The organism is Intrasporangium sp. (assembly GCF_039812505.1).
Taxonomy (GTDB): Bacteria; Actinomycetota; Actinomycetes; order Actinomycetales; family Dermatophilaceae; genus Intrasporangium_A.
Genome location: NZ_JBDIAQ010000002.1, coordinates 16,097 through 30,753, shown reverse-complemented (window position 1 = coordinate 30,753; position 14,657 = coordinate 16,097). Strand labels below are relative to the sequence as shown.

Below are 14,657 nucleotides of genomic sequence, written 5' to 3'. Positions count from 1 at the left end.
TTCGGCCCGTGAGGCCGTGGGCGGCGCCCAGGCTGCCTCGCGGACACTGCCGGTTCGGCCCGCGCAGCCCGGGCCCGAGCCGGTCCCGGGCCGGGCCGGCCCGGCGGCCGGGTCAGACGCGGGTGCCGTCGTCGAACGGGTCCCGCTCGGAGCCGCCGCGCAGCACGAGCATCACGAAGCCGACCACGGTCATCGCCACGGCGGTCACCACCCACCAGCCGCTGCCACCCCGGTCGAAGATCAGCACGTAGAGCAGCAGCAGCGGTCCACCGGCGAGCAGGCACACGGTCGCCCAGTACATCGGGTCGTCCTCGGCCGACGGGAGCACGACGGCCGGTGGGACGAAGTGGTCGTCCTCGTCGTCCTGCTGCTCGGCCGTGTCGTCGCCCGCGACCGTGCCACCACGCCAGACCTGTGGGGTGACCGGGACCACCGGGAACCCCCCGAGCGTGCCGGGCCGGGGTCGCGGGTTGACCGCCGGTGGCGGCTGCCCGGGGCCAGCGGTGCGGTCCGGCGCCACGTCGTCCGTGGCGGGACCCGGTTCGTCGGCGGTCTCGTCCCATCCGGCGACGATCCGCTCGAACTCAGCGTCGAGCTCGTGGTCGTTCATGATGAAGGCATCCTCGCACGCCACCCTCGGGGCAGGCGAGTGCCGTAGAGTGCCTTCGGGCGACGACCGGAGGTGCACGGGTGTTCTACTGGTTCCTCAAGACCATCGTGCTGGGCCCGATCCTCCGGCTGCTGTTCCGCCCGTGGGTGGAGGGCGAGGAGCACATCCCGACCGAGGGCGCGGCCATCTTCGCGAGCAACCACCTGTCCTTCTCCGACTCGATCTTCCTGCCGATCGTGGTGCCCCGCCGGGTCACGTTCCTCGCCAAGAGCGACTACTTCACCGGGGATGGTGTCAAGGGCCGGCTCACCGCCGCGTTCTTCAAGGCGATCGGCCAGCTGCCGGTCGACCGGTCCGGTGGCACGGCCAGCAGCTCGGCGCTCACCTCGGGCCTGCGCGTGCTGCACCGCGGCGAGCTGCTCGGGATCTATCCCGAGGGCACCCGCTCTCCCGACGGGAGGCTGTACCGGGGTCGCACGGGGGTCGCCCGGATGGCCCTCGAGGCCCGGGTCCCGGTGATCCCCGTTGCGATGATCGGTACCGACAAGGCCCAGCCGACCGGTCAGAAGGTGCCGCGCATCATGCGGATCGGCGTGCGCATCGGCCGGCCCCTGGACTTCTCCCGCTACGAGGGGATGACGGACGACCGGTTCGTCCTGCGCTCGATCACCGACGAGATCATGTACGAGCTGATGCTGCTGTCCGGGCAGGAGTACGTCGACATGTACGCCACGTCGATGAAGGACCGCATCCTGGCCGCGGCCCGCGCCAAGGCGCGCGAGCTGCAGGAGGCGACCAAACCGGGCAGCGCAGCCCCCGAGCTGGAGGAGGCTCTCGACGCGGCGGAGGGCAAACCCGTCGTGCCCAGGCAGCTGACGCCGCCGCCCACGCCCCCGGCCGAGCAGCACCACGACGACGACGCCACCGCGGCGTCGTGACCTCCGGCCCGGCATCCGGACCCGCCCCGGCAGCCGGGGGCACGCCGTCTACGCTGTGGAAGGTGACCACGAGCCCGACCCCCACCTCGATCGCTGCGGGAGACGAGAGGCTCGCCGCCCTGGTCGCGGCCGCAGCCGACTTCGAGGCCGTCCAGCAGCCGGGCTGGCCCGACCCCGCTGCCGTCGCCGACGTCGTCGCGACGCTGCGCTCGTACCCGCCGCTCGTCTTCGCGGGTGAGTGCGACATCCTGACCGAGCGCATGGCGGCGGCCGCCGCGGGGCACGCCTTCGTGCTGCAGGGCGGCGACTGCGCCGAGACGTTCGCCGGCGCCACGGCCGACAGCATCCGCGACCGGATCAAGACGATCCTGCAGATGGCCGCCGTGCTGACGTACGGCGCGAGCAAGCCCGTCGTCAAGGTGGGCCGGATGGCGGGGCAGTACGCCAAGCCCCGCTCGTCCACGGTCGAGACGCGGGAGGGCCTGACGCTGCCGGCCTACCGGGGCGACATGGTCAACGACTTCGCCTTCGACGAGGCCGCGCGCACCCCCGACCCGGATCGGCTGGTGCGGGCCTACCACGCGTCCTCGGCCACGCTGAACCTCGTGCGCGCCTTCACCACCGGCGGCTTCGCCGACCTGCGCTACGTGCACGAGTGGAACCGCGGCTTCGTGCGCACGACCGCCAACGCCAGGTACGAGCAGCTGGCGCGCGCGATCGACAAGGCGATGCGCTTCATGACGGCGTGTGGAGCCGACTTCGACAAGATGCGTACCGTCGAGTTCTTCGCCGCGCACGAGGCGCTCGTGCTGGACTACGAGCGTCCGATGACCCGCGTCGACTCACGCACCGGCAAGCTCTACGACACGTCGGGGCACTTCGTCTGGATCGGTGAGCGCACCCGACAGCTCGACGGCGCCCACATCGACTTCGTGTCACGGATCAGCAACCCGGTCGGGGTCAAGCTGGGCCCACGAGCCGACATCGACGAGGTGCTGCGGATCATCGACAAGGTCGACCCCGACCGTACCCCGGGTCGGCTGACCTTCATCACGAGGATGGGCGCGCGCACGATCCGGGAGGCGCTGCCGACGCTGCTGGGCAAGGTCCAGGCCTCGGGCGCCACGGTGACCTGGGTCTGCGACCCGATGCACGGCAACACCTTCGAGGCGACCACGGGCCGCAAGACCCGCAGCTTCGACGAGATCGTCGACGAGGTGCGGGGCTTCTTCGAGGTGCACCAGTCGCTGGGGACCATCCCCGGCGGCATCCACGTCGAGCTGACCGGAACCGACGTCACCGAGTGCCTCGGGGGCACGGCCCAGATCAACGACACCGACCTGGAGAAGCGCTACGAGTCGCTGTGCGACCCGCGCCTGAACCACCAGCAGTCACTTGAGCTGGCCTTCCTCGTCGCCGAGATGCTGGGTCAGGCCTGACCGTGGCGACGATCGTCGCCGACCTGCTGAGCGACACCCTCACGCGGCCGACGCCCGGGATGCGGGCGGCGATGGCCCGGGCGGAGGTCGGCGACGACGTCTTCGGCGAGGACCCGACCCTGCGCGCCCTCGAGGAACGGGTCGCGCAGCTGCTCGGTCAACAGGCCGGGCTCTTCACGCCGTCCGGGTCGATGGCCAACCAGCTGGGGGTCCGCCTGCACGCGGGTCCGGGGGTCGAGCTCGTCTCCGACTCGTTGGCCCACGTCGTGCGGGCCGAGCTCGGCGCGGCCGCCGCGCTCTCCGGGATCACCTCGCGCACCTGGGTCGCCGAGGCCGGACGGTTCCGCGCCGCGGACGCCGCGGCCATGATGGTCACCGGAGTCGGCCCCTACCAGGTCTGCACCGGCGTGGTCGTGGTCGAGAACACCCACAACTTCGGTGGGGGCACGGTCCAGCCGCTCGAGGAGATCCGTGCCGCCCGCCGGCTGACCCGGGCGGCCGGGGTCGCGATGCACCTCGACGGGGCACGGCTCTGGAACGCCCACGTCGCGACGGGCATCGCGCTGGCCGACTACGGCCGCGAGTTCGACACCGTGTCGGTGTGCCTGAGCAAGGGCCTGGGCGCCCCGGTCGGCAGCGTCCTGCTGGGCTCCGCCGACGCGATGGCCGAGGCGCGGGTCTGGCGCAAGCGGCTCGGTGGAGGGATGCGACAGGCCGGCATCCTCGCCGCCGCCGGGCTGTACGCCCTGGACCACCACCTCGAGCGGCTCGCCGAGGACCACGCCCGGGCGCATCGGGCGGCGGTCGCGATGGCCGAGGTGACGCCCGGCGTCCTCGAGCCCGACGACGTCGCGACCAACATCCTGATCGCCGACGTCTCCGTCGCCGGCTGGAGCGCGCCGGACTTCGTCGCCGCGGCACTGGCCCGCGGGGTCCGGCTGTATGCCGTCGGGCCGGCGCAGGTGCGGCTCGTCTGGCACCTCGACGTCGACGACGCGGCCACCGACCACGCGATCTCGGTCGTCACCGACCTGCTGTCCTCCGGGCGGACCCTCGTCGGCCCGACGACGCGGTAGACCCGCCGGCTCGGTCGCGAACCGACCGCCGCGTCGGGTGCTCGGGGCCCGCCGGTATGCCGCCGAGATCCTCCCGCTCGCCCACTCCTGATTGCGGCGCCGACCCGGCCGCCCTCGGCAGCTGTCAGAGCTCGTGGTGCAGGGTCTCGGCCGGCAGCTCACCCGGGCGGCGCCGCGCGAGCAGCTCGACGGCATACATCGCAACCAGCACCAGCGCGCCTCCGACGAGCATGCGCCCGGTGAGCGCCTCACCGCCGAGCCAGACGGCGAAGAAGGCGGCGAAGACCGGCTCCATCGTCAGGATGATCGCCACCCGCGTCGCCGGCAGGCGGGCCTGCGCCCAGGTCTGGGCCCAGAGCGCCCCGATGCTGGCGAAGACGACCATGTAGAGCACCGAGGCCCACTGGCCGAGCCCCGACGGCATCGCGATGCCGTCCGGGAGGGCGCCGAGCACGCAGATGACGGCGATGACGATCATCTGCACGACCGACAGCCCGGTCGCGATCTCGTTCCCGCTCCACTTGCCGAGCCCGATGATGTGCAGCGCGTAGAGGGCGGCGGCGAGCAGGGTGATCGCCTCGCCGACCCCGACCGACAGGCCGTTGAGGGACAGCAGGGCCAAGCCGGAGGTGGCCAGGGCGACGGCCACCCACGTCGACCCGGCGACCCGCTCGCGCAGCAGGACCGCGGTGAACACCGGTGTCAGCACGACGTAGGTCCCGGTGATGAAGCCCGAGACCGAGGCCGGGGTCGTGGCCAGGCCCTGGGTCTGGAAGATCTGGGCGAGTCCGTAGACGACCCCCAGCCCCGCCCCGATGCCGACCTGGCGCCGGGTCAGCGCCCGCAGTGGTCGCCAGAAGACCACGACCATGACGACGGCCGAGATGGCGAACCGGACCGCCAGGAAGTCGACGGGCGGCAGGTACGCGACGAGGTCGCGGATCAGGAAGAACGTCGAGCCCCATACGGCGGTGATGGCCAGCAGCAGGAGGGTGGCGACGCGGCTCTGGAGGGCAGGTCTCATGGCGGCTCACACCACCGTCAGCACGATCGTCGCGCCCTTCGGGGCGCTCTGGCCGGCCGGGATGCTCTGGTTGCGCACCAGCTCGAAGAACTCACCGAGCGGGCGCTCGACCCGGACCTTGAAACCCAGGCCGGTCAGCGTCTGCTCGGCGACGCGGACGCGCTTGCCGAGCACGGACGGCACCCGCACCATGACCGGGCCCTTGGAGACCGTGAGCGTCACCTTGTCGCCGCGGTGCAGGGTGCCCTTGGCGGGCTTCTGGGAGATGACGCTGCCCTTGGCGACCGTGCCGCTGTTCGCGTCGTCGGCGCGCTCGACGACCAGGCCGGCCGCCGCGATCGCCGCCTGTGCGTCGGCCACGGGCTTGCCGGTCACGTCGGGCACGGCGATGGGCTCGCGGCCCTTGGACACGACCACGGAGACCGTGGTGCCGCGGCGCACCGAGGTGCCCTCGTGCGGGTCCTGGCTGACCACCCGTCCCTTGGGGACCGTCTCGCTCCACTCCTGCGTCCGCGCGCCGGGTGTCAGGGTGAGCCCGCGTAACAGACCCTCGACCCGCTCGAGCGGTACGCCGGTGAGGTCCGGCACGGTGTGGCGCTCCGGGCCCTTCGACACGACGAGCGTGACGACGCTGCGCTTGCGTACCTCGCTGCCCGCGGCCGGGGTGAGCTCGACGACCCGGCCCGCGGCCACCGCCTCGGAGAAGGCCTCGGTCACCGCGACGCGCAGGCTGCGCGCGGTGATGCTGTCCTCGGCCTGCTGCAGACCGGCCCGGGCCACGTCGGGGACGGTGGTCGTGCCGCCCGGCCCCGCGGTGAACCACCATCCTGCGGAGGTCCCGGCGACCAGGACGATGACGAGCAGCGCCAGCAGCGGCCACCGTCGCCGGCCGCGGGGTCCCCCCGGCGCGGGTGGCACCGGCAGGGCGGTGGTCGGGGAGAGCACCGGCACGGAGGGTGGCGCGGGACTGGCGGACGTCGGGTCCATGGGGAGCAGGTGCGGGCCCGTCCCCGGGTCGGGGCCGGCGGCGCCGCGCCGGTCGAGCTCGTCGGCCGAGAGCCGGCCACGCACCTCGCGCAACGCCGCCAGGAAGGACCCGGCGTCGGGGAGCCGGTCGTGCGGGTCGGTCGCGGTGGCCCGGGCGACGAGGTGATCGAGGGCGGCGGGCACGGTGGGCACGACCTGCGACGGGGCCCCGATGGTGCCGTGCACGTGACGGTAGGCGATCTGGATGGCGGTCTCGCCCGTGACCGCCTTGCGACCCGTGAGCATCTCGAAGAGGATCAGCCCGGCCGCGTAGACGTCGGTGCGGGCATCCGAGGTGCCGCGCTCGACCTGCTCGGGAGACAGGTACGAGGCCGTGCCCAGCACCACGCCGGTCTGGCTCGTGGTGGTCTGGCTGCCGGCCGCGCGGGCCAGACCGAAGTCGGCGACCTTGACCTCGCCGTCGGTGCGGATGATGACGTTCTCGGGCTTGACGTCACGGTGGACGATGTCGGCGTCGTGGGCGGCCCGCAGCGCCTCGAGGATGGGCTCGAGGATGGCGAGCGCCTCGCGAGCGGTCAGCGGCGCCTCCTCGTGGATCACCTCGCGCAGTGTCTTGCCGGTCACCAGCTCCATGGCCAGGAACACCTCGTCACCGTCCCTGCCCTGGTCGAACACGGCGACGACGTTGGGGTGGCTCAGCCGTGCCGCGGCCCGGGCCTCACGACGGAACCGGTCGACGAAGAGGCGGTCGGTGGCCAGCCCCGGGCGCATGACCTTCAGCGCGACCTCGCGTTCGAGGCGGGCGTCCAGCGCCACGTAGACGGAGGCCATCCCTCCGTCCGCGAGGTGGCTGAGGATGCGGTAGCGACCGTCGATGACCCGACCGACGAGCGCGTCCGCCACGCTGGACGTCACGCAGCGAGTTTACGTAACGATGGCGGTCGATCCCGACAGGCCGGGCCCGAGCAGGTGTCGGGTCAGGGTCGAGCCGCAGCCCGGCCGGTCCGGGACGGCGATGGCAGACTGGCCGGTGTGACCTCCACACCCCACGCCGTCGACCCCGACCTGCAGGCCCTCGTCGGCGAGTGGCTGACCGTCCCGGACGTCGCCGAACGCCTTCGTGTCCCCCTCAGCCGGGTGCGCCGGTCCATCGCCGACCGTGAGGTCGTCGCGGTACGGGTCGGGCCGCGGTCGGTGCTCGCGGTGCCCGCCCGGTTCTACGACGAGTCCGGACCCCGCGCCGACCTCAAGGGCACGATCACGGTCCTGTCGGACGGGGGGATGGACGACGCGCAGATCATCCGCTGGCTCTTCACCCCGGACGCGACCCTGCCTGTCGGGCGCGCTCCCATCGATGCCCTGTGGGCGGGCCGCAAGCGGGAGGTGCGCCGGCGCGCGCAGGCCGAAGCGCTCTGACCCGAGCCGGCCTCGGCCCGAGGTCGGGCCCGACCCGAGGTCAGGCCCGGCGCGCCGTCGAGGTCGAGACGAGTGCCTCGAGCGCCCGGGTGGCCGGCTCGGCGAGCCCGTGGGCGGCCGCCCGGGCGAGCGCGGCGCGGGCCTCCATGACGCGCACGTCGATGAGGCGCTCGACCCGTTCGATCGCCCGGGAACGCTTGATCAGGTCGCGCAGCACGGCGACCCCGACCGGGTCGATGTCGGCTCGCCCCAGCTGCGACTCGAGGATCTGCCGGTCGCCGGGGTCGGCTCCGTCGAGGGCATATGCGATCAGTACCGTCCGCTTGCCCTCTCGGAGGTCGTCGCCGGCGGGTTTGCCCGTCGCCGCCGGGTCACCGAAGACGCCGAGCAGGTCGTCGCGCAGCTGGAACGCCTCACCGAGCGCCAGCCCGTACGCCGAGAGGAAGGGCAGCGCCTCGTCGGGGACGCCGCCGACCAGCGCGCCGATGAGCAGCGGCTGCTCGATCGTGTACTTCGCGCTCTTGTAGCGGATCACGGTGCGGGCCGCCTCGATCCGCTGGTCGAGGTCGGCTGCGGCCCAGCCGCGCGCCGACTCGAGCAGGTCGAGGAACTGGCCGCCCATCAGCTGGGTGCGCATCCGGTCGAAAAGGCTCCGGCCGCGGGCCAGGTCGGCGACGGGCAGGCCGCAGGTGGCGTAGAGCTGGTCGCACCACGTCAGGCAGAGGTTGCCGGCCAGGATCGCGGTGCCCTCCCCGAAACGCCCGGGATCGCCGGCCCAGCCCCGCTGCTCGTGGAGCGTGGCGATCGCACGGTGGGCGGACGGCATACCGCGACGGGTGTCGCTGCGGTCCATGACGTCGTCGTGCAGCAGCGCAGCCCCCTGGAAGAACTCCATGCTGGCGGCCAGCCGGACGAGCTGGTCCGAGTCGGGGGTGCCGGCGGCGCGGTGACCCCAGTAGAGGAAGCCGGCGCGCAGCCCCTTGCCGCCGGTGAGCAGGGTCGAGACGGCATCGACGAGCGGGGCGAGGTCGGGTCCGATCTCGGCCAGGTCGCGCGACGCCGCCGCGATCTGGTCGGCCACGGCCTGCTGGACCCGTCGACGCAGCCCGGGCAGGTCGGTCGATCGGGGCACCGGTTCCTCCGTCGCTGTGGTCACGGGATGCGGCCAGCCTAGCCAACCGGGAGGCTCGCCCTCGGCGGAACGGGCCTGCATCGACGGGGCCGGACCCGTACGGTGGCCTCATGGCACACGGCACGGCGTCGTCCATGGCGCGCGCGGAGCGGTTCACCCGCTCGATCCCGGCGATGGTCCGGGCCGAGCGGCCGAGCATCAGCTTCGAGTTCTTCCCTCCGAAGGACGACGCGGCCGAGGCGCAGCTGTGGCAGGCGATCCGGCACCTCGAGAAGGTGGCGCCCAGCTTCGTGTCAGTGACATACGGCGCCGGCGGCAGCACCCGCGACCGGACGGTGCGGGTCACCGGGCGGATCGCCCAGGAGACCTCGCTGACCGCCATGGCGCATCTGACGTGCGTCGGCTCGTCGGTGGCCGAGCTGCGGTCCGTGGTCGGGCACTACGCGAGCGTCGGGATCCGCAACGTCCTCGCGCTGCGCGGCGACCCGCCCGGTGGCCTGGGGACGCCGTGGAGCGCCCACCCGGAGGGGCTCGACCACGCCGACGGGCTGGTGGCCCTCGTCAGGGGTCTGGGCGACTTCACCGTCGGGGTGGCGGCCTTTCCGGACGGCCACCCCGAGTCCGCCGACCTCGATGCAGACGTCGAGACCCTGCTGCGCAAGGAGCGGGCAGGGGCGCAGTTCGCGATCACCCAGATGGTCTTCGACGTCGACAACTACCTGCGCCTGCGCGACGCGCTCGTGCGGCGCGGGTCGCAGCTGCCGGTCGTGCCCTCGATCATGCCGATCACGAACGCACGCCAGGTGGTCCGGATGGCCCAGCTCGCCGGACAACCGATGCCGGTGGCGGTGACGGATCGGCTCGACCGGCACGGCGAGGACACCGTGGCGGTCCGGGCCGAGGGGATCGAGATCGCGACGGAGTCGGCGCGGCGCCTGCTCGACGAGGGGGCTCCCGGCATTCATTTCATCACGATGAACCGGTCCTCGGCGACGCTCGAGGTGCACGCGAGCCTCGGCGTGCCGGTACCGGTCTGAGCCCACCCGGCGGCACCCGCGGCGACCAGCCGTCGAGGGCACCGGACCGGGCACCGGCTGTCCAGGCTGCTGCTCCGGCACGGGCCTGACGGACGAGCAGGGCGGTGCTACGGCGGGGAGGGGCAGCCGGCACCGTTTGGTCCGGTGTCGTCTTGACACGGTGTCGGCGCCATGGGTTACGATGAATTCATTCGAACGAATGTTCGATTCAAACTGGATCCACTCGTTCGATCATCCGGTCGGTTCGATCATCCGGTCGGTTCGATATCAAGGTCAACCCGAAGTCGTCGGTAGGGGCCGGTGGTCCGCAGGGCCACCCCGGGTCGTGGCTCCGACGTCGATGTGTCCTGAAGGAGACGTGTCGTGGTGCGCAGGTTCAGCGATCCGGTCGAGGTCCGGCCCGGCGAGGGGGCAGACCGCCGCCCGGAGGCCTTCATCTGGCGAGGAAGGCTCTACGTCGTACGGGACGTGCTCGGTCAGTGGCGCGAGCGACGGGCCTGGTGGCGCGACGCCCTCGACCACGAGACCCCCGTCGAGCCCGGGGCGGCCCTCTCCGCCGCAGCAGGGGAGCACGAGGTCTGGCGGGTCGAGGCCAGCCGCGGCTGGTCCTACAGCCCGGGCGTCTACGACCTCGCGCACGATGGCCACGACGGCGGCCGGTGGTCGCTCGTGCGTGTCGCCGACTGAGGACGGGGAGCTGTCACGATGCCTGCACCCGCCTCCCGCCTTCCCTTCGCGGTGGCCGACCTGCTCGAACGGTCCCGGGCGACGCTCGAGTCCGCCTGCCGGGCGGCCGATGCCGCCGAGCGCCATCGCGAGGCATGCCTCGGGGCACTCCGGGCGGCTGCGGCTCTCGTCGCCGCCCGGACCCGGCCCGTGCCGCGAGGTCGGCTACGAAGCGTCTGGCACGTCCTGCCCGAGGTCGCACCCGAGCTGGGGGAGTGGGCCGCGTTCTTCGCTGCCGCATCCCGACAGCAGGCGCTCGCCGACCGCGGCGGGCGGATCCCGGCGCGCGCGGCCGACGACCTGCTGCGCCAGTCGGGAATGTTCCTGCAGATCGTCTCGGACCGACTCGGTGTCCCGACCGCTGACCCGCTGCCCGAGTCGATCACGCCGGCTCTCGTCTCGCACCACGCCGGGAGCAGCGCATGACCGGCAGCTTCGTCCACCTGCACGTCGCCTCCGGCTACTCGATGCGCTACGGCACGGCCCAGCCCGAGGTGCTCGTCGAGCGGGCCGCCGCGTGGGGGCAGCCGGCCCTGGCCCTGACCGACCGTGACGGCCTCTACGGGGCGGTGAAGTTCGTCCGGGCCTGCACGCAGGCTCACGTGGCCCCGATCCTCGGGGTCGACCTCGCGCTCGGCCCCCACCCCGGGCCACCGGAGCGCCGGGCCCGGGCCCCGGTCCGCGGAGGGGTCGCCGTCGACCCCCGGCTGCCGCGGGTCACGGTGCTCGCCAGGGGCGGGGCCGCCGGGCTCGCGCCGGGCGCCGGCTGGGCAGCCCTCTGCCGGCTCGTCACCGCGACCCACCTGGGTGGGGAGCGGGGGCGGCCCGTGACGACACCTGCACTCGTCGCCGAACATGCGTTCGGGGCCCACGAGCGCGCGGTCCGCGAGTTCGGGGGCAACGAGTGTGGGGCCCACGAGTTCGACGGCAGCTCGCCCGGACGGCTCGCCGTGCTGCTCGGCCCCGACTCGGATGTCGGCCGTGCCGTCCTGGCCAGGCGGCACACGGCTGCCCGTGCCGCGCTGGAGCGGTGGGTCGCCCTCCTGCCACCCGGCTGCGTCGCTGTCGAGGTCGTCTGCCACGGCGGGCCCGAGGGCCGGCCCGGCAGCCTCGGGCAGGCGGGCCGGATGCTCGCCCTGGCGCATGCGGCCGGAGTTCGTGCGGTCATCACCGCCGCGGTCCGGCACGCCGACCCCGAGGATGCGCCGGTGGCCGACCTGCTCGACGCGGCCCGCCGCCTCGTCCCGCTCGAGGCGCGCCACCTCGACCGGGTCACGACCGCGGCCCACCTGGCGCCGACCCCGCTCATGCACGCGCTCGCCCTCGACGTCGCCCGGGCCGGTGGGCCCGGGTCGATCGCCGGCGGCGACCGGCCTGACCGCGAGGTCGCCGACGACCTGCTCCGCTCCACGCTGCGGCTCGCCGACGACTGCATCCAGGACCCACGCGCAGACCTCGGGGTCGGGGCGGTCCACCTGCCCGAACCCGACGTGCTCGGCATCCGGCCCGGGGTGAGCCCGCAGCACGTGCTCGCCCGGCGCTGCCGGGAGGCGATCGGTACCCGCTACCCCGCGGCCTCGGGAGCCCGTCTCGAGGCGGTCAGCGGGCGTCTCGAGGACGAGCTCGCCGTCATCGAGACGCTCGGCTACCCGACCTACTTCCTGACCGTCGCGGCCGTGTGCGACCTCATCCGCGAGATGGACGTCCGGGTCGCCGCGCGGGGGTCGGGGGCCGGCTCGCTCGTCAACTACCTGCTCGGCATCTCCGGGGTCGACCCGATGCGGTACGGCCTGCTCATGGAGCGGTTCTGCTCGCCGCTGCGGGCCCAGCTGCCCGACATCGACGTCGACGTCGAGTCCGCGCGCCGGACCGAGATCTACGAGCGGGTGCTCGAGCGGTTCGGCGGGCAGCGCGTCACCTGTGTCTCGATGATGGACACCTACCGGGTGCGCCACGCGATCCGGGACGTCGGGTCCGCCCTCGGGCTGCCGCCCGTCGAGGTCGACGCGATGGCCAAGGCGTTCCCACACATCGCCGCCCGCAACGCCCGCACCGCGCTGGCCGAGCTGCCCGAGCTGCGCGCGAGCGGGTTCGACGCGCCACGGCTACAGCTTGTCCTCGACCTCGTCGAGCGACTCGACGGACTGCCCCGGCACGTCGCCCTGCACCCTTGTGGCGTCGTCCTGTCCGACTCCGGCCTGCTCGACCGTACGCCGGTCGAGGCAAGCTGGCTGGGCCTGCCCATGAGCCAGTTCGACAAGGACGACGTCGAGACGCTCGGCCTGCTCAAGCTCGACATCCTCGGCGTGCGGATGCAGTCGGCCATGGCCCACGCGGTCGCCGAGGTCGCCCGGGTCGAGGGAGTGTCCGTCGACCTCGACGACGAGGCCCAGGTGCCCCATGACGACGAGCAGACCTTCGCGCTGATCCGGTCCACCCGCACGCTGGGATGCTTCCAGATCGAGAGCCCGGGCCAGCGTGAGCTGATCGGCAAGTTCGGCCCAGAGCGGTTCGACGACCTCGTCATCGACATCTCGTTGTTCCGTCCCGGCCCGGTCAAGTCCGACATGATCATCCCGTTCCTGGAGGCGCGCCAGGGCTGGCGGGAGCGCGACTGCCTCCACCCGTCGCTCGTGCCCGCACTCGCCGAGACCGAGGGGGTCGTCGTCTTCCACGAGCAGGTCATGCGGATCATCGCCGAGACGACGGGGATCAGCCTGGCCGAGGCCGACGAGGTGCGCCGTGCCCTCGGCAGCACCGACGGGCAGGAGCGGGTCGAACGATGGTGGCGGCCGACGGCGCTCGCGCGCGGCTACGGGCCGTCCGAGGCCGACCGGATCTGGGGTGTGCTGCGGGCGTTCGCCTCGTTCGGGTTCTGCAAGGCGCACGCGGCGGCGTTCGCCCTGCCGACCTACCAGTCCGCCTGGCTGAAGGCGCACCATCCGGCCGCCTTCTTCGCCGGTGTCCTCACCCACGACCCGGGCATGTATCCGAAGCGGCTCATCCTCGACGACGCTCGTGCCTTCGGCGTGGCCGTGCTCGCGCTCGACGTCAACGTCAGCACGGGCAGCTACCGCTACGAGGTCGGCTCCGACGGCCGTCCCGGGATCCGGCTCTCGCTGGCCGACGTCCACGGCATCGCCGCGACGGAGGTCGAGCAGATCGTCGCAGGCGCGCCGTACGCCAGCCTGTCCGACTTCTGGCAGCGGGCGCAGGTCTCCCGCCCGGTGGCCGAGCGTCTCGTCCTCGCCGGTGGCTTCGACAGCATCCACGGGATCGGCTCGTCCCTCGAGCTCGGGCGGCGTGGCAGGGTCACCCGGCGCGACCTGCTGCTCCACCTCGCCGAGCTCGACCGGTGGTCGGGTGCCGGCCATGGTGTCCGGCGCGTCACGTCGGGGCCGGTCCACCGAAGCGCCGGGCCGGCCGGCCACGCCGAGCCGCCCGACGTCCGCACGCTGGCCGCGGCCCAGTCGGAGGGACCGGCCGGGCCATCCGGCCCGGTCGCCTCCCAGCTGGCCCTCGACCTCGGCGACGCTCCCCGGCTCGCGGCGACGAGCGGCCTGCCCGAGATGACCTGGCCGGAGCGCGTGCGCGCCGAGCTCGAGGTGCTCGGGCTCGACGCGAGCAGGCACGTCGCCGACTTCTACGAGCCGGTGCTCGCCGAGCTCGGGGTCAGCCGTGCCCGCGACCTGCTCGCCGGGCGCAACGGTCGGCAGGTGTGGGTGGCCGGGGTCAAGGTTGCGACCCAGACACCGCCGGTCAGGTCCGGTCGGCGCGTCATCTTCCTGACCCTCGACGACGCGACCGGCCCGATCGACCTGACCTTCTTCGAGGATGTCCAGGGTCCGTATGCCGCCACCGTCTTCCACTCGTGGCTGCTCCTGTGCCGGGGGCTGGTCCGCAGGACCGGTCGCCGGGGCCTGTCCATCCGGGCGACCGGGGCCTGGGAGCTGAGCGGTCTGCAGGAGGCCTGGTCCCGGGGCGGGCCCCCTGCCCTCCACGCAGCCCTGACCGAGGCCGAACGATCGGCTCGCGCCCGGGCGGCAGCGCTCACGGAAGTCGACGTGCAGTCGCACCGAGGCGGTCGCCGGGTCCTCGTGCACGCCTCCGGCTACCGACAGTCACCCTATGCCGACGTGCGTCCCGCCGGGACCGCCGTCCACGGTGCCCGGCCCGGTGGCCTCGTGCCGACCGGCGGCTCGTACGGGGCCGCCCCGCGCAAGCTGTGGCATGCCAGCTCCGGGAGTGCGGGGCACTAAGGTGAGACCGCAC

General features: G+C 73.3%; 12 protein-coding genes. 8 read left to right on the top strand and 4 right to left on the bottom strand.

Annotated elements, in window-relative coordinates:
- Positions 1-112: 112 nt before the first annotated feature.
- Complete coding sequence (locus WMI84_RS00535) at positions 113-610, bottom strand: hypothetical protein (protein WP_347350033.1); 498 nt, start codon at positions 608-610, stop codon at positions 113-115.
- An 80-nt stretch (positions 611-690) separates the two neighbouring features.
- Here WMI84_RS00535 and WMI84_RS00530 point away from each other — a divergent pair, with 80 nt between their 5' ends.
- The 3 genes from WMI84_RS00530 to WMI84_RS00520 all read left to right on the top strand — a co-directional run bounded on the left by WMI84_RS00530 (position 691) and on the right by WMI84_RS00520 (position 4,063).
- Positions 691-1,548, top strand: coding sequence for a lysophospholipid acyltransferase family protein (locus tag WMI84_RS00530; protein WP_347350032.1), 858 nt, complete (start codon positions 691-693; stop codon positions 1,546-1,548).
- Between the two features lie 119 nt (positions 1,549-1,667).
- Entirely contained in the window at positions 1,668-2,987 is a 1,320-nt protein-coding gene (locus tag WMI84_RS00525; protein WP_347350084.1) for a 3-deoxy-7-phosphoheptulonate synthase class II, read from the top strand.
- A 2-nt stretch (positions 2,988-2,989) separates the two neighbouring features.
- Positions 2,990-4,063 (top strand): GntG family PLP-dependent aldolase, encoded by a 1,074-nt coding sequence (locus WMI84_RS00520; protein WP_347350031.1) that lies wholly within the window; start codon positions 2,990-2,992, stop codon positions 4,061-4,063.
- 124 nt (positions 4,064-4,187) lie between these two features.
- Here WMI84_RS00520 and WMI84_RS00515 read toward each other — a convergent pair whose 3' ends face one another.
- The gene (locus WMI84_RS00515; protein ID WP_347350030.1) at positions 4,188-5,087 is read right to left on the bottom strand and encodes a DMT family transporter; all 900 of its coding nucleotides are present in this window, start codon (positions 5,085-5,087) and stop codon (positions 4,188-4,190) included.
- Positions 5,088-5,093: 6 nt separating this feature from the next.
- Positions 5,094-6,989: a Stk1 family PASTA domain-containing Ser/Thr kinase gene (pknB, locus tag WMI84_RS00510; RefSeq protein WP_347350029.1), complete on the bottom strand. Its 1,896-nt coding sequence runs from the start codon at positions 6,987-6,989 to the stop codon at positions 5,094-5,096.
- Positions 6,990-7,106: 117 nt separating this feature from the next.
- Between pknB and WMI84_RS00505 the strand changes: the two genes are divergently transcribed.
- Positions 7,107-7,490 (top strand): Rv2175c family DNA-binding protein, encoded by a 384-nt coding sequence (locus tag WMI84_RS00505; protein ID WP_347350028.1) that lies wholly within the window; start codon positions 7,107-7,109, stop codon positions 7,488-7,490.
- A 40-nt stretch (positions 7,491-7,530) separates the two neighbouring features.
- On the opposite strand, the gene WMI84_RS00500 is transcribed toward WMI84_RS00505, so the two are convergent.
- A complete protein-coding gene (locus WMI84_RS00500; protein WP_347350027.1) occupies positions 7,531-8,622 on the bottom strand; it encodes a polyprenyl synthetase family protein in 1,092 nt (363 codons plus the stop codon).
- A 110-nt stretch (positions 8,623-8,732) separates the two neighbouring features.
- Between WMI84_RS00500 and metF the strand changes: the two genes are divergently transcribed.
- From metF to dnaE, 4 genes are all read left to right on the top strand, one after another.
- Positions 8,733-9,659, top strand: coding sequence for a methylenetetrahydrofolate reductase [NAD(P)H] (gene metF / locus WMI84_RS00495; protein WP_347350026.1), 927 nt, complete (start codon positions 8,733-8,735; stop codon positions 9,657-9,659).
- 363 nt (positions 9,660-10,022) lie between these two features.
- On the top strand, positions 10,023-10,346 hold the full coding sequence (locus tag WMI84_RS00490; RefSeq protein ID WP_347350025.1) for a DUF6504 family protein: 324 nt from the start codon (positions 10,023-10,025) through the stop codon (positions 10,344-10,346).
- 18 nt (positions 10,347-10,364) lie between these two features.
- On the top strand, positions 10,365-10,811 hold the full coding sequence (locus WMI84_RS00485) for an SAV_6107 family HEPN domain-containing protein (RefSeq protein ID WP_347350024.1): 447 nt from the start codon (positions 10,365-10,367) through the stop codon (positions 10,809-10,811).
- Positions 10,808-14,644, top strand: coding sequence for a DNA polymerase III subunit alpha (gene dnaE, locus WMI84_RS00480; RefSeq protein ID WP_347350023.1), 3,837 nt, complete (start codon positions 10,808-10,810; stop codon positions 14,642-14,644). The genes WMI84_RS00485 and dnaE overlap by 4 nt, the downstream gene beginning before the upstream one ends.
- The last annotated feature ends 13 nt before the right edge of the window (positions 14,645-14,657 follow it).